The organism is Steroidobacter gossypii (assembly GCF_016801985.1).
Lineage (GTDB): Bacteria > Pseudomonadota > Gammaproteobacteria > Steroidobacterales > Steroidobacteraceae > Steroidobacter > Steroidobacter gossypii.
Window position 1 is genome coordinate 543,586 of record NZ_JAEVLS010000004.1, and the last position, 18,657, is coordinate 562,242.

Annotated in this window: 16 protein-coding genes; 14 read left to right on the forward strand and 2 right to left on the reverse strand. The window is 61.8% G+C overall.

Annotated features, from left to right (window positions below; all coding sequences use genetic code 11):
• Window position 1: 1 nt before the first annotated feature.
• Both JM946_RS19260 and JM946_RS19265 read right to left on the reverse strand, forming a co-directional pair.
• Complete coding sequence (locus JM946_RS19260) at window positions 2-2,908, reverse strand: TonB-dependent receptor (RefSeq protein ID WP_218042990.1); 2,907 nt, start codon at window positions 2,906-2,908, stop codon at window positions 2-4.
• Window positions 2,909-3,168: 260 nt separating this feature from the next.
• The gene (locus JM946_RS19265) at window positions 3,169-5,046 is read right to left on the reverse strand and encodes a cellulase family glycosylhydrolase (protein WP_203168990.1); all 1,878 of its coding nucleotides are present in this window, start codon (window positions 5,044-5,046) and stop codon (window positions 3,169-3,171) included.
• A 464-nt stretch (window positions 5,047-5,510) separates the two neighbouring features.
• Between JM946_RS19265 and JM946_RS19270 the strand changes: the two genes are divergently transcribed.
• From JM946_RS19270 to sctL, 14 genes are all read left to right on the forward strand, one after another.
• Window positions 5,511-6,617 carry a glycoside hydrolase family 43 protein gene (locus tag JM946_RS19270; RefSeq protein ID WP_203168991.1) on the forward strand — a complete coding sequence of 369 codons (1,107 nt, stop codon included), beginning with the start codon at window positions 5,511-5,513 and terminating at the stop codon, window positions 6,615-6,617.
• Between the two features lie 358 nt (window positions 6,618-6,975).
• Complete coding sequence (locus tag JM946_RS31320) at window positions 6,976-8,052, forward strand: glycoside hydrolase family 11 protein (protein WP_203168992.1); 1,077 nt, start codon at window positions 6,976-6,978, stop codon at window positions 8,050-8,052.
• Between the two features lie 95 nt (window positions 8,053-8,147).
• Complete coding sequence (locus JM946_RS19280; RefSeq protein WP_203168993.1) at window positions 8,148-9,305, forward strand: methyltransferase family protein; 1,158 nt, start codon at window positions 8,148-8,150, stop codon at window positions 9,303-9,305.
• A gap of 175 nt (window positions 9,306-9,480) precedes the next feature.
• Window positions 9,481-10,023: an ECF-type sigma factor gene (locus JM946_RS19285; RefSeq protein WP_203168994.1), complete on the forward strand. Its 543-nt coding sequence runs from the start codon at window positions 9,481-9,483 to the stop codon at window positions 10,021-10,023.
• A gap of 15 nt (window positions 10,024-10,038) precedes the next feature.
• On the forward strand, window positions 10,039-12,879 hold the full coding sequence (locus JM946_RS19290; RefSeq protein ID WP_203168995.1) for a serine/threonine-protein kinase: 2,841 nt from the start codon (window positions 10,039-10,041) through the stop codon (window positions 12,877-12,879).
• A gap of 85 nt (window positions 12,880-12,964) precedes the next feature.
• The gene (locus JM946_RS19295; protein ID WP_203168996.1) at window positions 12,965-13,825 is read left to right on the forward strand and encodes a hypothetical protein; all 861 of its coding nucleotides are present in this window, start codon (window positions 12,965-12,967) and stop codon (window positions 13,823-13,825) included.
• A gap of 42 nt (window positions 13,826-13,867) precedes the next feature.
• Window positions 13,868-15,001 carry an FHA domain-containing protein gene (locus JM946_RS19300; protein ID WP_203168997.1) on the forward strand — a complete coding sequence of 378 codons (1,134 nt, stop codon included), beginning with the start codon at window positions 13,868-13,870 and terminating at the stop codon, window positions 14,999-15,001.
• Window positions 14,998-15,243, forward strand: a complete 246-nt coding sequence (locus tag JM946_RS19305; protein WP_203168998.1) for a hypothetical protein — start codon at window positions 14,998-15,000, stop codon at window positions 15,241-15,243. The genes JM946_RS19300 and JM946_RS19305 overlap by 4 nt, the downstream gene beginning before the upstream one ends.
• A gap of 46 nt (window positions 15,244-15,289) precedes the next feature.
• Complete coding sequence (locus JM946_RS19310; RefSeq protein ID WP_203168999.1) at window positions 15,290-15,508, forward strand: hypothetical protein; 219 nt, start codon at window positions 15,290-15,292, stop codon at window positions 15,506-15,508.
• Window positions 15,509-15,520: 12 nt separating this feature from the next.
• Entirely contained in the window at window positions 15,521-16,006 is a 486-nt protein-coding gene (locus JM946_RS19315) for a tetratricopeptide repeat protein (RefSeq protein ID WP_203169000.1), read from the forward strand.
• A gap of 39 nt (window positions 16,007-16,045) precedes the next feature.
• A complete protein-coding gene (locus tag JM946_RS19320; protein ID WP_203169001.1) occupies window positions 16,046-16,438 on the forward strand; it encodes a hypothetical protein in 393 nt (130 codons plus the stop codon).
• Window positions 16,435-17,295, forward strand: a complete 861-nt coding sequence (sctJ, locus tag JM946_RS19325) for a type III secretion system inner membrane ring lipoprotein SctJ (RefSeq protein ID WP_203169002.1) — start codon at window positions 16,435-16,437, stop codon at window positions 17,293-17,295. The genes JM946_RS19320 and sctJ overlap by 4 nt, the downstream gene beginning before the upstream one ends.
• A complete protein-coding gene (locus JM946_RS19330) occupies window positions 17,285-18,010 on the forward strand; it encodes a SctK family type III secretion system sorting platform protein (protein WP_203169003.1) in 726 nt (241 codons plus the stop codon). The genes sctJ and JM946_RS19330 overlap by 11 nt, the downstream gene beginning before the upstream one ends.
• Entirely contained in the window at window positions 18,007-18,654 is a 648-nt protein-coding gene (sctL, locus tag JM946_RS19335) for a type III secretion system stator protein SctL (protein ID WP_203169004.1), read from the forward strand. Before JM946_RS19330 ends, sctL begins: the two co-directional genes overlap by 4 nt.
• Window positions 18,655-18,657 lie beyond the last annotated feature (3 nt).

The following is an 18,657-nucleotide window of genomic DNA, read 5'->3' on the forward strand; positions in this document are numbered from 1 at the left end:
GTCAGAAACTGGTCCGGACGAACACACTGTAGCGACGATCGGCACTCACCCAGTTGTGATAAGTGAGACCGGTGTTCTGCGCAACGTTGTCGACCAGTACCCGATAGGTCGCGTCGGTGAGATTGACCGCTTGCACACCGACCTTGATGTTCGACCGCACGTTCCACTGCACCGAGCCGTCGAGCTGACCGTAATCATCCGCCCAGGCGGGAATATCCAGATTGGCCGCGGCCATGGTGAGCACGTAGCGTTCGCGCCAGTTGTACGCCAGGCGTGCTTCGAAACGCTGCGTGCTGTAGTACAGCTCCGCGTTGTAGCTGGTCTTACTCAAACCCTCGAGCGGGTATTCGTCGATGGCCGAATTGTCGCGTTGACTGGCGTCGTACGGATTGGCCGCGACGTTGCGCGTCCCGCCGCTTTCCACATAGGTGAATGCCGCTCGCGCGCCGAAGTTTCTCCAGAAGCCCGGCAGGAAGTCGAAGAAGCCGTTCCACGCCGCTTCGAAACCTTGCACGTGACCGTTGCCTTGATTCTCGGGACGCAGCACACGGACCGTGCGAGTCTGGCCGTTGTTGGTGTACTCCACCGCGGAATTCAACGAGGTCTCGAGGAAACCTTCGACCCGTTTGTAGAAGATCGCGCCGCTGAGCGAATTGGTGGGATTGATGTACCACTCGGCGGCCAGATCGTATTGCCAGGAGCGCATCGGCTCCAGGTCCGGGTTGCCCGAATAGCCGTTGTATTCGAACACGCAGTTGCCGACCTCGACGCCTTCCGGTAACTCGTTGCAGACGCCTCCCACCATCACGCCCAGGTCTGCGCTGATGTTGATCGCGGGCAGCAGCTTCGGAAAGTCGGGGCGCGCCAAAGAACGCGCCACCGCGAAGCGCAGGAACAGGTTGTCCCGTAACTTGTACCGCAGATTCAAGCTCGGCAGCACGTCTGTATAGGTGTTCTCTTCGGTCGCTTCGAAGGAGGCGCCGTTGGCGAAGGCCTGCTCCTCCGGCGCTCCGATGAGATTGGCGCCACTGAAGGTCAGCAGTCCGGTGCCGAGGTTCTCGGTGCGAACCACGCGCACGCCGAGATTGCCGTCCAGTTTGTTCTTCTGGAAATGCGCGGCGACATACCCTGCCCAGGTCCGCTGGTCCTGAGTGTTGATGCCCAAGCCGTCGTTGCCTGGCGAAGTATCGGTGAAGTCGCCATTCCAGGGCGTCCACGCGCAGCAGGTGCCCGGGGTGGAGACGCTGAGCACCGTGTTCTGGAAACTCTGGCGACTGTCGAACGCCGAGGTCCGAGGAAACATGTAGCCACTCGGCGCTCGCCCGCCATGAAACCAATCCGAGAAATCCTGCCGCATGACGGGCACGCTGCCGCTGGCGAACGTCGTGTCGCCGTTGCCTTGTGCCACGGAACCCCAACGGTAACCGGTCTCACGCGTGGTCGAGTTGTAATCCTCGTGGCGTACGCCGAAGCGGATGCGATCCAGCCAGTCGCCGTTGTCGAAGGTGTACTCGCCATCGGCCCGGTAGGCCCAGGCATCGGCATCGTTTTTCTCGTAATGATCCATCGCCCAGCCATAGTAGAACTGCTCCGGATCGGTCATGACGCTGTTGGGCATGACTACGAAACTCGGCTTGCGGCTGCCGTTGAGCTGCAGATCCACTCCCAGCGCGTCGCCACTGCCCTGAGCAAACGTGGGCGATCCCATGGTCAGATCGATGGCGTCGGTATCGGCGAAGGCGCGCTGCACGTCCAGGTCGAAACGCCACTGATCGCCGGGCCGCCACGTCAGATGAAGCGCGGCGTCGTGATTCTCGCTCTCGCGCTCGTTGAAGCGCGACGAGCCGTTGAAATACGTGTTACCGATATCGCCGCCGACCAGATACCCGTTGGCGACTTGCAGATTGCGACCGGTAAGGCTGTTTCCCTGCTCGGTCCACAAAGCATTCTCGTCCTGCTCGAACGTGGCGTCCGCAAGGAAATATTGCAGAGACACGTCCACGGTATCGCTCGGCCGCCATTGCAACGCCAGCGAGCCGCCCAGGCGATCGCGATCGACGGTCAGCTGACGCCAGCCGACGCCACCTGGCGCAAACACCGTCTGGCCTTCGTAACCTGGCAAGTCGGTGCGCGCGTAATATTTATCGATGTGCAGCGTGTGCGTTCGAGTCGTCAATTGCGATGCGCTCGCCGAGATCAGCAGGCCCAATTCGCCGATGCCGGTGTTCCAGCGATCGCTGTAAAGAAACGAACCCGAAGGACGCTCCTTCTCGGCCAGATCGCCCACGGTGTATTCCGCCGACACACCCAGCACCCGATCGGGACTATCGAAGGGCATGCGAGTGCGCAGGTCCACCACGCCGGCCAGGCCGCCTTCGATCATGGCCGCGGACGGATTTTTATAAACATCCACCGCCGACATCAGCTCGGGAGGAATATCCTCGAAACCGAGCGTACGACCTTCATTCGCAGAGAATGCCGAGCGCCCATTCAGCTCGCTGCGCACCCATGACAAGCCGCGAATGGTCGCGCCGGAGCCTTCCACTGCGATACGGTCAGCATCGCGCGCTTCCGGCACTCGACCGATAGTGAGACCTGGAATGCGCTGTAACACCTCGGTGACGCTTCGATCGGGAAGTGCGCCGATATCGGCTGCGGTGATCGAATCCAGGATCTCTTCGGCGTTTTCCTTGCGCGCCTGAGATGTTTCGAGTTGCAGGCGAATGCCCGTGACGACGACTTCTTCGGGCTCGCCCGCTGCCTCCTGCGAATGCGCAGGGGCCGCCAATGTCATCAACATCGCCAGTGCGGGCGCCGCCGACGTCCTGCTTTTCTCACGAAGCACACGACGCACAGCCTTCGTCACGGACGAGCTGCGAGCGACGCAGCGTGATTTCACCTCAGCCATAACAACGTATCCCCCATTGCCTGACCAGTGCCCTTCCGCCCGCGGCTACGGAAGGCTATGAAATATTATTCACTAATGAATATCATAACTCATACAAGTCTGTCCACCGGTGGACAAGAATACTTGGCGAGGTGTTTCGTTCATCTTCCGCGGCGCTGGCATATGTGGATACTTGGCGACATGCGTGAATGTCTGCCGCTAGACAATCGGCTGCCGACGCGCGTTACGCGCGCCGGCAGCCGTTCAGTCTTTGTTGTGAGTTACCAGGCGTAAATGCTCGCCCAGGGATAAGTGCCAGCGGTCACCGAGAAGTAGTAATAACCGTCAGACGATCGAGTCAGCGGCAGCTGTCCGCAGCTTCGAGCTTGCCCACCCACGGTGAGGGTGCGGCCGTCGAAATTCGAACAACCCCAACCGTTGACGTTCGCATTGGTTCGATAACACACCGCGCCCGTGGTGTTGAAATTGCCCGTGTTATTGGTGAAGGTGATGGCGTTCGCGCACGTGCCACCACTGCCGGAAGTGTTGAACGTCGCGGTCACATTGCGCGCTGCTGTCATCGACACCGTGCAACTGCCGGTGCCGGAGCACGCTCCACTCCAGCCGCCGAACGTCGAGCCGCTCGCGGGCGTCGCTGTGAGCGACACGGACGTGCCGCTCGAAAAATTCGCCGCACAGGTGCTGCCGCAATTGATTCCTGAAGGCGTGGAAGTGACGGTGCCACTCCCGCTGCCCATCTTCGTGACGCTGAGCGAATAGCTGCCGCCTGGACCGTTGAACGTTGCAGTGACGGAACGCGCTGCAGTCATCGCAACAGTGCACGCGCCCGTGCCGCTACATGCTCCGGCCCAACCCCCAAACGTCGAACCACTCGCCGCCGCTGCAGTCAGCGTCACTGACGTCCCGCTCGAATAATTCGCGCTGCAGGTACTGCCGCAGTTGATTCCCGAGGGGGACGAGGTCACGGTGCCGCTGCCGGCGCCCGATTTGTTCACGGTGAGTGTGTAGTTCGTTGGCGCGCCGATGCCAGCGCCGCGCTTGACGGCATCCAGTGCGCCTTGATCGATGACTGCGCCGCTGTTGCGATCGAACAGTGCGAAGCCATTGGTCTGATTGGGGTTCACTCCGTTGTCCCAATAGAACGTCTTGATGCCGTTCGCGGCCGCCGCACGGTTGACGTACTCGAGATAGTACTGACGCGCCGGCAAGCTGAGATTGGGACGCGTAGCCACGCCGTACTCGCCGATGATCACCGGCACACCCTGCGCAATCCACTTGTTTCTTACCTGCGAGAACAGGTCGTCGTGATATGCCTCTTGCGCCCACGTGCACGCGCTCTGCGATGGATACGGCGCGCCCCAGTACAGACAACTGCCGCTGGGATTCAAAGTGAAGTCGTAAGGGTCGTAGTGATGAATCTCCACGATCATCCGGTTCGCGATCGTGTCGGTAGGCATGGTGAAGTAGTTCAGGCCGTGCCAGGCGTTGGTGTTGTAGGTCTGCACCACCAAGGTCCGCGAAGCGTTATTGCCACCGGTAGCACGAACGGCGTTTACAAAAGTCTGCAGATACGACTGCTGCACGGTGATGTGTTCGGTGGTCGGCGTGCCGTAATCGGCATGGACTTCGTTGGTGCCGGCGAACAGCAGCCGCTCGTTGTAGTTCCGGAACGTGGTGGCGATCTGAGTCCAGTAGGCGTTCTGTTTCTGATTGACCGCTTGTTGATGCGAGTACAGCGGATGTTCCTCGAGCCAGCCCCCGTCCCAGTGGATGTTGAGGATGACGTACATCCCCTGCCCGTGCGCGTAGTCGACGACTTGCTTGACGCGCGCCATCCACGCCGCATCGATCGTCATGGTGGATTGATCGGCGTGACAATCCCAAGCCGCAGGGATGCGGATGGAATTGAAGCCGGCAGCGCGCACCGAGTCGATGAATTGCTGGGTGACCATGGGATTGCCCCACGCGGTCTCACCGCATTGAGCTTCCAGCGTATTGCCCAGATTCCAGCCGAGTTGCATCTGGGCGGCGACCTGCGATGCCGGCGGCAAGGTCTGCGACCAGGCGGCCATGGGCAACAGCAGTAGAGCACTCCAAGCGACGACACTGCGTCGCAGCGACGACATGAGTTTGGACATCTCCATTCCCCCGTTGGTGAAACATCGACAGGCCGCGCACGCCTTTTTGGCCGACGCGCTACGGCCCGACCCGATGTAGTGCATTCCTTGGACGGTGCGCACCGTGAGCCCACTTGGCCATCGCTGTCAACACGAATCGCTGTCCTCGGCGGCTGTCCTGATTCGGTGTCCAGGGACAAAGGCCGAGACCACGATTCCATTTTTCCGGCTGTGATCCGGCGCTTAGAGATGCGTTCAGGAGGCTCGGGGCTCGCTCCGCTTCTTGCAGGCCACATGTTGCCTCGACGCCTCGGGGCGCCGCTTTTTGGATTTCCTGTCTGTCGCTGTCACCTGCCGCGCGCCTTGACCTCCTGGCCGCCCGATAGTTTGATACCGCTACCAGACGCACCCGATTGGTGCTAACGTTGGCGCGCCAACAAGACAGCTTCGATGCTGCCCATTGCCGTCATCCTCAGGAGAACTGAATGAATCGTCCGCCGATGTATCTGGTTGCATGCGCAGCGCTCGCCGTCGCCGCATGCTCCTCCGAGAATGAAACCGCCGCCGACGCTGACAACGCAGCTCCGCAGGCGTCAGCTACAGAAGGACGTCAGTATCTGTCTCAGCCGCTCATCTCCGAGATCTACACCGCCGATCCTTCGGCGCACGTCTGGGATGGCAAGATCTATGTTTATCCCAGTCACGACATCGAAGGCCCGACGCCCGAGGACGACCTGGGCTCGCACTTCGAGATGCGCGACTACCGCGTGCTGAGCATGGACAAGATCGGCGGCCCGGTGACTCTGCATCCGGTCGCGCTGGATATCGATCAAGTGCCCTGGGCCGACAAACAGATGTGGGCGCCGGACGCGGCCAGGAAGGGCGATACCTATTTCCTCTACTTCCCCGCCAAGGACAAACAAGGCGCGTTTCGCATCGGCGTCGCGACCTCCAAGTCGCCGGTCGGACCGTTCGAACCGCAGCCGGAGCCCATCAAGGGCAGTTTCTCGATCGATCCGGCTGTCTTCACCGACTCGGACGGCAAGAGCTACATGTACTTCGGCGGCATCTGGGGCGGACAGCTGCAACGCTTCACCACTGGCGAGTACGATCCAAACGGCTCGAAGACCGACTTGCAGGCGGACGATCAACCCGCGCTGACTGCAAAGGTCGCGATGTTGAGCGACGACATGCTCCAGTTCGCGGAGCAGCCACGTGACGTGGTGGTCACCGACGAGAACGGCAAGCCGCTGCTGGGCGGCGATCACGATCGCCGCTTCTTCGAAGCGTCCTGGATGCACAAGTACAACGACAAGTACTACTTCAGCTACTCGACCGGCGACACGCACTACATCGTCTACGCCATCGGCGACTCGCCGTACGGTCCGTTCAGATACACCGGTCGCATTCTCGAGCCCGTCGAAGGCTGGACCACGCATCATTCCATCGTCGAATGGGACGGGCGCTGGTGGCTGTTCTACGCCGACTCGCAGCTCTCCGGACAGACGCGTCTGCGCAACGTGAAAGTCACCGAGCTGTTCTACAACCCCGACGGCACAATCAAGACCATCGATCCGTTCGTCAGTCGCTGACGCGTCGCTCGCGACTCGATAGCAAGTGTGTTGCGCCGGCCCGTGAGCCGGCGCAACTTTATGTGCGCTTAACAAACGCGCCATGCTCGCCAGCGCGCTTGCCGCCACGTCGCCGATTCCGCTCGCGGCGACCTATATTTTCCGATGCATGCCGAGACTCGCTTGACACTCCAACGGCTCGAGGCGCATAAGTACTCGCCCGCAAGGTAGCGGTAACATTCTCGATCGCAGCAGACACAGGGAGGTGATCCACTCGGCAACCCCTCACACTTGACTCTCTATTCCAGCAGCAACCAAGGAATGAACTTTTGCAGCGGGCGGCAACGTCGCGGCCCGTCACATGAAAGGGGGACTTCTCATGCTCGCGAGATTGAAAGGAGTTACGTCGAAGTCAAGGTTCGTGGCCACCGCGCTGGGTTGCGTGGCGGCGCTGAGCTTCTCAGCGACACCCGCGCAAACCTTGACCCAGAGTCAGACCGGCACTCACGGCGGCTACTATTATTCGTTCTGGACCGATGGCGGCGGCTCGGTGTCGTTCACCTTGCAGCCGGGCGGTCGCTACAGCTCACAATGGTCCAACGTCGGGAATTGGGTCGGCGGCAAAGGCTGGCAAACCGGCGGGCGCCGCGTGGTGAATTATTCGGGCAGCTTCAATCCGTCCGGCAATTCATATCTGGCGCTCTATGGCTGGACCACCAACCCGCTGGTGGAATATTACATCGTCGATAGCTGGGGCACGTGGCGTCCGCCCGGAGGCGAAGGCTTCATGGGCACCGTCGTGAGCGACGGCGGCACTTACGATGTTTATCGCACCCAGCGAGTCAACGCGCCCTCGATCGAAGGCACGCGGACGTTCTATCAATACTGGAGCGTTCGGCAGCAGAAGCGCGTCGGCGGGAGCATTACCACTGGCAATCATTTCGACGCCTGGCGCAGCTATGGCATGAACATGGGCACTCACAACTACATGGTCATGGCCACCGAGGGATATCAGAGCAGCGGCAGCTCCGACATCACCGTGAGCGACGGCGGCAGCAGCTCCTCGTCCTCCAGCAGCAGTTCGTCGTCTTCGAGCAGTAGCAGCAGTGGCGGCGGTGGAAACAAGACCATCGTCGTGCGTGCGCGTGGCACGGCCGGCGGCGAGTCCATCACCCTGCGCGTCAACAACAACAACGTCGCGACCTGGTCACTGTCGACGGGCATGCAGAACTATACGGCGACCACCAGCCTGAGCGGCGGCATCACGGTCGCGTTCACCAACGACGGCGGCAATCGCGATGTGCAGGTGGACTACATCCAGGTGAACGGCCAGACGCGCCAGTCCGAAGCGCAATCCTATAACACCGGGCTGTACGCCAACGGCAGCTGCGGCGGTGGATCCAACAGCGAATGGATGCACTGTAACGGCGCCATCGGCTACGGCAATACTCCCTGATCGGGGCGTAAACACCTTAGCTTGGGCTTGCGAGAGGGCGCGGCCCTGCGCCCTCTCCTCGATCGTGAGCAAGAGAGCATCGGCAGCGGACCGCCATGAATGTTTCCATCGCCACCATTGCCCCCGTCACCCCGCTCGGCCGGCTGTGCAGCTGGCGCTTCGCCTCCAGTTATCTATCGACGCTGGCCTTCATCGGTCTGTCGTATTGGATCATTGCCAGTGTCAGCGATTTTCACCGCTCGATCCTGCAAGGGCAGTGGCATCTCGGCATGTTTTCTATCGAGGCGACGATCAGCGTGCATGCCGTGCTGGTCACGCTCGTCGTGCTGTATGCGGTGATACTGGTCCCGTACTACGCGCGCTATCCGTGGATGCGCTCGAAGAGCTTTACCTTCATGCAGGGATTGTGGTTCGCCCTGCGACGCAGCCGCGCAGCGAAAGTCAGAGGGTCGAGTTCATCCATGGCCTTGCCAACCACGGTGCGGCTTTCGCCGCTCGCCCGCCAGGCCGGGTTGGCGTTGCTGCTGAAGTTCTTCTTCGCGCCGTTGATGATCAACTGGTGCCTGATTCACATCGCCAACCTGGTGGGATCGCTGCTGCAGCTCGCGACCGCCGTGGACAGCGGCGTGTCCGGGCGCGTGCTGTTCGACACCTCCCTGTTCTGGGCGGCCTTTCAGCTGATTCTGTTCGTGGACACGCTGCTATTCACGTTGGGCTACATCATCGAGTTGCCGGCGCTTGGCAACCGTATCCGCAGCGTGGATCCCACCTTCTTCGGTTGGTTCATCTGTTTGATCTGCTACCCGCCCTTCAACGATTTCACGATGCGTTTTCTGGAATGGCGCAGCAGCGACTTCCCCCACTTCGAGAATGACTTGCTCCACCTCGGCATCAACGTGACGCTGCTGATGGCGCTGGCCGTTTTCTCCTGGGCATCGATTGCGCTGGGCTTCAAGGCCAGTAATCTGACTAACCGAGGCATTGTCACGCATGGGCCTTACGCGTTGGTGCGACATCCTGCCTATGCGGCGAAGAACCTCGCCTGGTGGCTGGGTGCGCTTCCCACCATCGGAATGACAATCGCGGACGGCAACTGGCGCGCGACCGGCTATACGCTGGTCGCGCTATTCGGCTGGACAGTGATCTACGCACTCCGCGCTATCACTGAAGAACGTCACTTGCTGATGTATGACAACGGCTATGCGCAATACGCTCAGAGCGTCAGGTGGCGATTCATTCCACGGCTCTGGTAGCGCGGCTCCCAGCGTCAGCGCAACCTGAAGGATTTGCAAGTCCTTGTCGCCAATCGGCGTCGCGGACAACGCTGTACTTTTTCAGCACTGCTGTACAAGAATCCGGGCGTGACAGGGATGTCGCGCGACAAGACCCGCGAGCTGCGACGGAATATTCGCAACCAAAGGATCGTTAGTGCTCGAAAGCAATCGCCGCCACCGCACCGAACCCACGATCGCTGCCCTGCTCCCGGCGGTGTACGACGAACTGAGGCGACTGGCGGCGACACAAATAGCCAGGCGCGCGCACGATGCGACATTACAACCGACGGCGCTGGTTCACGAAGCCTGGCTGCGCCTGAGTCGCGCCGAAGCCGGCGAATGGCAGAGTCGGGCGCACTTCATCGCCGCCGCCACTGAAACGATGCGCCATATATTGATCGACCGGGCTCGTCGTCGGCAGGCGCTTCGCCATGGTGGCGCGAATCAGCATATAGATATCGATGAAGTGGAGCTTGCCGAAACTGGCGAGGAGGATGAGCGCCTGCTCGCCATGAGCGCCGCCATCGATCGGCTCGAGCTTGAACACCCGCAAATCGCCGAGCTGGTCAAGCTGCGCTACTTCGTCGGCCTGGAAGTGAATGAAGCCGCGCTCGCCTTGAGCGTGTCGCGCGCCACCGCCAATCGCTGGTGGATGTTCGCCAAGACGTGGATCTATCGCGAGCTGCGCAACTCCTAGAGAGACGCTTCGAGCATGACCCAGACGCTGCAGCTTGAAGAAGCGCTGTTCTCATCCGCGCTGGCGCTGCCCGAATCTGAACGGGCGCGCTTTCTCGATCGCGCCTGCGGCGACGACCGCAGCCTGCGCGAGCGCATCGACGCGCTACTCTCAGGCGTGCAGCCCGCGGACGACTTTATCTCGCCAATTATCCCCAGCGCTGCGGCCGATTCGAAGCGCAGTTGGCTCGAGGAGCATGCGGAAGTCGAAGCCATCGGTCCGTATCGGCTGTTACATCAGATAGGCGAAGGCGGCTGCGGCGTCGTATACCTGGCGGAGCAATCGCAACCTCTGCAACGACAAGTCGCGCTGAAGATCATCAAGCTCGGCATGGACACGCGGGCGGTGGTCTCGCGCTTCCAGGCGGAGCGGCAAGTGCTGGCGATGATGGATCATCCAGGCATCGCCACGGTGTTCGACGCCGGCTCGACGCCGACTGGCCGGCCCTACTTCGTCATGGAGCTGGTGCGCGGGATCAAGATCACCGACTACTGCGCTCAATGCCGACTCACGCTCGAAGAGCGCATTCGCCTGTTCATTCAGGTGTGCCACGCAATTCAGCACGCGCATGCCAAAGGCGTCATCCATCGCGACATCAAACCCTCCAACATTCTGGTGACCCTGCACGAGGGCGCGGCGCTGGCCAAAGTCATCGACTTCGGTGTGGCCAAGGCCACGCAGGGGCGCGTCGGCGATCACACGCAGTTCACAGCATTCGATCAGTTTGTCGGCACGCCCGCCTACATGAGCCCCGAGCAGACATATCCGGGCAACGGCGCGGTCGATGCCCAGAGCGACATTTATGCGCTCGGCGTGCTGCTGTACGAGCTACTGACGGGATGCCTGCCCTTTGATGTCAATGCCGTCTCGGATTCGCAAATCGCCGCGATCAAACAGCGCATTCGTGGCGACGAGCCGCAGCGACCATCTCACAAACTTCGCACACTGTCGCCCGAGCAGGCCGCTGTCGCCATTGCGCGCGTTCGTGTCCCATTGGCGCAGCTGAGCAAACATTTGCAAGGCGAGCTCGATTGGATCGTGCTTCGCTGCCTTGAAAAGGAACCGGGTCGTCGCTACGCGAGCGCCACCGAACTGGCGCAGGATCTGGAACGTCATCTGCGCAACGAGCCGGTGCTGGCGCGTCCACATACAGCCGTGTATGCGCTGGCAAAATTCGCGCGACGACATCGGGCCGTGGTCGGGATGTTCGCCGTGTTTGTTCTGTTCCTGGTCGGCGCGACCGCTGTGAGTGCCTGGCTGGCCGTGCGCGCCAGGCAAGCGGAGCATCGAGCGCAGATCGAAGCCGCATCGCGCGAGCAGGTGATCAACTTCCTGCGAGACGATCTGCTCGCTCAGGCAGGGCCGGACGAACAGCCGGAGCCGGACGTGAAGCTGCGCACGGTCCTCGATCGCGCTGCCGCCAAAGCACGTGAGCGCTTCGTCGACCAGCCGTTGATCGAGGCCAATGTGCAGTACACGCTCGCCACGACGTACGACGCACTCGGCGCGTACGCTACGGCGCGGGAACATCACGAGCGTGCGCTCGAGCTGCGGCGTCAACAGCTCGGTGAAGATCATCCGGAGACACTTCAGTCTCGGGCCCAGCTCGTCAGCATCATGATCGCGGAATCGAGCTACGAGGAAGCGGAGCCGCTCGCCATGGAGACGCTCGATCGCATGACCCGAGTGCGCGGCGCCGAGCACTCCGACACATTGGCTCACGCGGGCAACGTGGCGCTGCTGCTCTATCAGCGCGGCAAGTTCGAACAGATGGTGTCGCTGCTCGAGAAGATCCTGCCGACTCAGCAGCGCATCCTGGGCGAGGCGCACGAAGAGACGCTGTCGACCATGAATAACCTGGCGATCGGCTATCGCAATCAGGGCAGATATCTGAACGCTCAGCAGCTGCATGCGCAAGAGCTGGCGATCTGTCGCAAGGCGTTCGGGCCGGAGCATCCGAGCACGCTGACTTCGATGAACAACCTCGCCAATACGCACGCGGATCTCGGTCAGTGGGATCAGGCGATGGCGCTCAATGGCGAGGCCTTCGAGATCTCGCGCCGCATCGCCGGCGAGGATCATCCCGAGACGCTGATCATCCGTCACAACCTTGCGACCAGCCATCGTGAAATCGGCGACCTGCAAACCGCCGAGCGCCTGCAGACGCAGACCGTCGAGCTCTCGCGGCGGACCATCGGCGTGGATCACACCAACACGCTCAGAGCCGAGAACCTCCTGGCTTCGATCTATCGGGATCGCGGCGAGTTGGGCGCGGCTGCGAAGTTACAAGCCAGTGTGGTCGAGCGAGCCACCAAGGCTTACGGCGCCGATCATCCGCTTGCCATCGTCACCGCGACCCATCTTGCTCAAACCTATCAGGAGCAGGGTAATCTGGCGCGGGCGGAGACCCTGTTGCGCGAGGTAGCACCGCGCGCCATCGAGGTGTTTGGCCCAACCGAGTCGTACACGCTGGACCTCAACGATCGACTCGCTTCAGTGCTGATCGAACGTGGCAATTTCTCGGATGCGCTCGAATTGCTACGTGAGACTTCGGCGCAGCGCGAACGAAACGCACCGACTCATTGGCGCACTCTGAAGACGCAGAGCTTGCTCGGCGTAGCGCTCGCCGGCGCAGGCCTGCGCGAAGAATCCGAAAAGGTGCTCAAGAGCACATATGAACGCTTGATGGTCACCCGCTTGCCCGCGTATGAAGCTCGCCTGCGCCAGCGAACCGCGCAGGCGCTGGTCGCGCTTTATGCAACGTGGAACAAGCCGGCCGAAGCCGCGCGCTGGCGAGAGACAGTGACAACCATGTGAGCCTTCTGACTCCCCGATTTCGTAAGCAGTGATAGAGCGGCGCTCCGGCGCTCGCTCCACTGACCAACGATTGAAAGGAGCAGACATGACCACATGTCCGCAGTGTTCGGCGGCGCAGAGCTGGAAGCTGGGCGATGGACGTTATAAGTGCCAGGGCTGCGGCCATCGGTACAGCTGGCGTTCAGTTTGGGAATCGATTCGCCTGGCCGAAGCGGCCAAGACGCAACTGCTGAGCGCGTTCGTGCAAGGCGCTTCAGTGTACAGCCAGCGACACGAAGCCGACGCATGCGTCGACACCAAGGAGCGCTTCTACCGTTTGATTCGCGCCTGTTGCGCCATCGACGCGCGCGTGAGTCGCTCCGCATTCGCGGTGGCTCAGTGTCGCCCCGCTCCATCGCGGCAACGTAGCGGCTTTCGCGGCTGGACCACTGCCAGCCGAGTGCTCGTCATGGGCATCGCTCAGCACGAAGGCACGGTGATGGTCGCGGCTCCCGACGGGCCGCCGGAAGCGAGCGTGCCATTGCTTCGCGAACGAACCGCCGTTGGTGGCGTATGGACCATCGATCATCAGCAGGCGCTGGCGAACCTGCAGGTTCGCGGTCGCTACGTCGTCGTCAACGCTCGCAACACCATTCCCCTGGGATCGACGCCCATCGAGGAATTCTGGGGCTTCGCGAAACAGCGCCTGCAGACGCTCCGCAAGATCCCCTGCAGCTTTTTTCACCTGTATCTCGGCGAGATGTGTTTCCGATTCAATCATCGCCATGAGGAGCTGGCCGCGCTGCTGGCCGCTCGGCTGCGCTCCACCTCCATTCAAAGCGCACGCGCCATGATCGACGACTCGGCAGCCCTGCTGAACGCCCGGCGGGCACGCGGTCCGAAAGCGCCCGGTGCTCCTGGCGTTTTGTCGTCTCGAGCCGCGATTTGCGTTGGCGACTTCACGTGACGCAGCTAACGTTTCGTGCATCACACTCCACGGTGAACGCGCGTGTCCGAAAGTCACGTAACAACTGATGCGACCGCGGTAGCCCCGCTCAGACAAATATATGTTCTGAACGGCTTGCATCACGGCGCGACCGCGGCATTGCCCGACGACGGCAAGCTCGTGATCGGCTCGGATTTCTCCTCCGGCGTCGTGCTCTGTGACGGCGGAGTGGCTGCCGCTCATTGCCAGATCAGCGCGGATCGATTCGGCATGAGCTGTCGCGCACTCAATGCGTCCGTTGCCATCGACGGCCGGCATATCGCGCCTGGCGAGATTGCCGCGCTCAGCGAGGGACAGATCGTCGAATGCGGCGAAGCCGCTTTCAGTGTCGGGGCTGCTTCGACCGATTGGCAGCGGCTCCAGCAGCGCCTCGCCGTGCGCACCGAGGAGACGGGAGCGATCGGTTCGCTGCGCAAAGTGAATCCGTATGTGCTGTTCGCGACATTACTGGTGGGACTCACCGGTGTGCTGAGCCTGACTTATGCGGCGCTCTCCACGCCGGAGTCGGCAGATATGCCTTCCAGAGTGGACGCCGCGCGTCAGTGGCTCGCAAAGATCGCACCCACCGGCAGCGAGCTCGAGATTGGCATCGATCAACGCAATGGACGCGAGTTGCTGCTGTCCGGTTACGTGCCCAGCAACGATCATCGGATCAAACTATCCGACGATGCCGCTGTTTCGAGCTTCCGACCACGCGTCGAAGTGTTTGCGACGGACGAGATGTTGGAGGCGATGTCACGGATGGCATCGATGGCGCACATCGCTTGCGAACCGCAGTATCGCGGCGGCGGGCAGCTCGTTTGCACACAGCCGATCGCATCGGAGCAGGAGGCGACTCGCCTGCGCACGCTGGCCAAAGATGTGCCCGGCCTGCGCCTGCTCGACTTGCAAGTACTGCCGGTCGCGCGAGTGGCGGAGACGACGTCTAAGGCGCAACCCAATCAGATCACGCAGCGCTTTGCAGTGCTGATGTGGCGCCAGCAGCGCTATCTGGTGAATGAGGTAGGCAAGCGTTATCGAGAAGGCGACGAGTTCGACGGTTTCAACATCAAACGCATCGAGCTGGATCGTGTGGTGTTCGCGCGTGACGGCCGCGAATATGAGTTCTATGTCGCTGCATTGGGTAAGCGCTCATGACCTTGGTGAAACCCGACGATCCAGACACCTACGGCGAGCTCGCGCGTCGTCTGCACGACGATGCGAGCGACAGCGTGCTGACGGAATATCGCAGTTGTTTCGAGCAGGCTCGCGATAGCGCGCGTCAACGCTTGCACGAGCCCTTACCCGAGGATGAATTTCGTACTCAGCAGGCGCTCGCGCAAAGCGCCGAACTGTCGATCGAAGTGCTCGAGGCGGTGCACGCGAGCTTGCGAGGATGACGAGTACTTTGCCCCCCATGTAAGTGCATGTAACGAGGAGAGGACGATGACCATTGCCCTGAACGGTTTGGTGAACACGGTAGGCAGCGCCGAGAGCACGGCATCCAGCGCGGTGAACGGCCTGGGCGCCAACTCCACGGCGGCCGAGCTGACGCAGGCCAGCCTGCGCATGAATCAGTATCAGATCGTCGCGACGGCCGTGTCGGCCATCATCAAGTCCGACTCCGAAGCGAAGTCGGCGCCGGCCCGCGCCATCTCTCGCTAACAGGAGAGCGACATGTCACAGCAAGGCGTCGCGAGCATCGGCATTCCCCCACGGCGTATCAAGGCGCCGGATCCGCTGCTGCTCGAGCGCCTTGCTGAGACGGGATTCCTGGCCACCGAGTTCGGCATGCACGAGCGCGCCGAACAGATATTCATCTGCCTGCGCCAGCTGCGGCCGGGCAAACCCTCGCCGCTTATCGCGCTGGCCATGGTGCACGCGAGGCGCGGCCAGCTCGATCAAGCCATCGACGAGCTCAACGCCCTGCTGGAAACGCATCCCGATTGTGAGATCGGCCGTGCGGTGCTCGGCACGATGCTGGTGCACGCGCGCCGCCCGGGAGCGCTCGAGCTGTTCGAGAAGATCATCGCCGATGGCGCCGACGCCGGCGCCATCAGCATCGCCAACTGCTGTGTCGAGCTCGCTCGCAAGCAGGAGGCTCCGCCGGAAAGCGACGCGAGCTCGTTCGCCTACTTCCGGCATTACAACGTCAGCCCGTGAGCATGCTCACGGCCCCCCTTCGACAACGGAGATTTCCGCGTGAGCACCCCCGTCGTTCTACCCGATCTGGCGTTTGCCCCGCAAAGCTCGCAAAACCCTGTCAGCCGTGCGCCGAGCTCACCTGAGTCGGTGGCGCGCTTCGAACAGCTCATGTTCGCACCGAACAACACATCGGCGGCAAGCGCGAGCGGCTCGTTCGTCACGAGCGGCGTCGGCGAGAACCGCTTGCAGCTGCACCTGGAGCGCCTGTCGCAGCGCTGGGAAGCGAGTCAGGCTGCCTTGCATCGCTTCTCGGATGGCAAGGAAGTAACCACCAAGGAACTGGTGGTGACCCAGATGCAAATGATCAATTGCGCGCTGGATGTCGAAGTCTCCTCCAAGTGCGCATCGATCTTCGAGAACGGCGTCCAGACCCTGACTCAACGTGCATGAGCCTCCTGAATGGCGCTGCGTCCCGGCAGTCCGCTCGCCACGCCTGGCGAGCGGCGATAGTGCTTTCGATCCTCGCCCTTGCCGGCTGTAAACAAGCCATCTACTCGCAACTGACCGAAACGGAAGCGAACGATGTGCTGCTCACGTTGATCCGTGGCGGCATCGAGGCGGAAAAGCGCGTCACCGACGACAAGCAGTTCAGCGTCTACGTGCGCGATGCAGATGTCGCCACGGCGATCGAGCTGTTGCGTGCCGACGCTCAACCTGCGCAGCGCTATTCGAGTCTCGGCGAAGTCTTCGAGCGCAACGGGTTGATCTCCTCGCCCACCGAAGAGCGCATGCGCTTCATACACGGCTTGCAACAGGAGCTTTCGCATACCTTGTCCGAGATCGACGGCGTCATGGTCGCGCGCGTGCACATCGTCGTTCCCGCCCAGAATGCGCTCGACACTACCGTGAAGCCGTCGTCCGCATCGGTGTTCATCAAGCATCGACCCGATCTGAACATGCAGTTACTGGTGCCGGCGGTGAAGGATCTGGTCGTGCGAAGCATCGAAGGCCTCGGACCGGACAACGTGGCCGTCAGCCTGTTTCCTGCTCGCGCTCCGGTGACCACTGGCACGCAGATTCCGCTGACCAAGTTCTTCGGCGCCACGGTGGCCTCGACGAGCACGACCACTCTGTGGATTCTGCTCGCGATTCCATGGCTACTGGTCGCGGCCATGGTGGTGATGCTGTTGCATGCATCTTCGCTCGGCTCGGGAGTGGCTCATCTGCTCGCTCGGGGCAAAACGTCTGAGCCAGACCCGAGCCGGCAGTCGATGGGAGTGGGTAGGGAGGATCGCCGTGCCGCCTGAGCATGCCAGCCTCGCGCCACACGAGCGCCGCACGCCATGGGCGGCGATCACCAGGTTCAATCTGTTTCCGGCGGAATATTTGCACGACAGCTGGCGCGAGCAGTTGACCGCTCGCCTCGGCTCGATCGAACCCGCCCTGAGCTCACAACCCTTCTGGATTCGTGAGCTGTCCACGACCCTCCTGCGTGAGCGCCAGCTCCACGACCAGTTCGACTTCGATTTCCTGGAGCGGAGCAAACGACTGGCGTTGCTCGACGCCCCGACGCTCCATCGACTGTGTCTCGTGCTGGCCGGTCTGCTCGTGCGTCAGCATCTGCGCTTGTTGGTGAGCCGTGACGATGCGAGCTTGATTCAACGCAGCCTGGGTCAAGACATTCACAAACTGGTGCTGGAATGGCGCGGCCCGATGCCTGTCCCAGCCGCGCCGGCGTTGTGGCCCGCGGACTGGCGCTCGCGTCTGGGCCACAGCGACGCCTGGGCGCGTCGCGGTGTGGCGATCATCTATTCCGCCCTACCGCCGCAAACACTCGCGCTCCATGGTCGTCTGCGGTTCAAGTTCCCCATCGGATGGCCGGAGGAATGTTTCTCGATCGGCTCCGCGCTGAATCACCGGGAGTCGAATGCAAATGTTGTGGTGACAGCTCTATCGATGATCGCGCCCGAGTGCTCGTGGCTGTTCGATGAGAACGTTCCGATCACGGAGGTGGCCGCGTGACCGCCCTTCTCTCGATCAACCGCGCCGCGCTCATCGCCGGACGGGATCCGGTGATCAAGGCCGACGAGTTCACAGCGATGGTCGAGGCGCGCGAGACGGTTCGCCTTGCTCAGCGTGCGGCTGAGCAACTGCGCGCGACCACCGAAGCGGAAATCGAACAGGCACGTCGACGTGGGTATGAGGCTGGATTGCGTAAGGCGCGTGCGGAGCTGTCGACTCAGATTGCCGAAACCAAAGCACAACTCGAGCACTCGTTTACCTCCCTCGAAGCCCGCATCGTGCAGACCGTGCTCAAGGCGGTTCAGCAGATTCTGGCGAACACCAGCGACCGGGCGCTGCTGGAGCCGTTGATCCGGCGTGTTCTGGCGCAAGCAAAGAGCGATACGCCGCTCCGGTTGCGAGTCAGCGCGGAGCAGTTCGACCCCGCCAACGACGCGGTCTCGTCGCTGCTGAAGGAATTTCCTCAAGTCGAATGGATCGACGTGGCCAAGGATCCCAACGCCTCGCGCGGCACCTGCGTGCTCGAAAGCGAGTTCGGCGTCATCGACGGCAGCATCGACACACAGCTCGCCGCCCTACGTCGTGGCCTGCTCAACGCTTTCGTCGGCAAGCGGCTCGCCAGCGATCTTCGCTCCGAGGAGTGAGTC

Coding starts and splice junctions, on each gene's coding strand:
- JM946_RS19260 (WP_218042990.1), bottom strand. CDS start 2,908: ATGGCTGAGGTGAAATCACGCTGCGTCGCTCGCAGCTCGTCCGTGACG.
- JM946_RS19265 (WP_203168990.1), bottom strand. CDS start 5,046: ATGTCCAAACTCATGTCGTCGCTGCGACGCAGTGTCGTCGCTTGGAGT.
- JM946_RS19270 (WP_203168991.1), top strand. CDS start 5,511: ATGAATCGTCCGCCGATGTATCTGGTTGCATGCGCAGCGCTCGCCGTC.
- JM946_RS31320 (WP_203168992.1), top strand. CDS start 6,976: ATGCTCGCGAGATTGAAAGGAGTTACGTCGAAGTCAAGGTTCGTGGCC.
- JM946_RS19280 (WP_203168993.1), top strand. CDS start 8,148: ATGAATGTTTCCATCGCCACCATTGCCCCCGTCACCCCGCTCGGCCGG.
- JM946_RS19290 (WP_203168995.1), top strand. CDS start 10,039: ATGACCCAGACGCTGCAGCTTGAAGAAGCGCTGTTCTCATCCGCGCTG.
- JM946_RS19295 (WP_203168996.1), top strand. CDS start 12,965: ATGACCACATGTCCGCAGTGTTCGGCGGCGCAGAGCTGGAAGCTGGGC.
- JM946_RS19305 (WP_203168998.1), top strand. CDS start 14,998: ATGACCTTGGTGAAACCCGACGATCCAGACACCTACGGCGAGCTCGCG.
- JM946_RS19310 (WP_203168999.1), top strand. CDS start 15,290: ATGACCATTGCCCTGAACGGTTTGGTGAACACGGTAGGCAGCGCCGAG.
- JM946_RS19315 (WP_203169000.1), top strand. CDS start 15,521: ATGTCACAGCAAGGCGTCGCGAGCATCGGCATTCCCCCACGGCGTATC.
- sctJ (WP_203169002.1), top strand. CDS start 16,435: ATGAGCCTCCTGAATGGCGCTGCGTCCCGGCAGTCCGCTCGCCACGCC.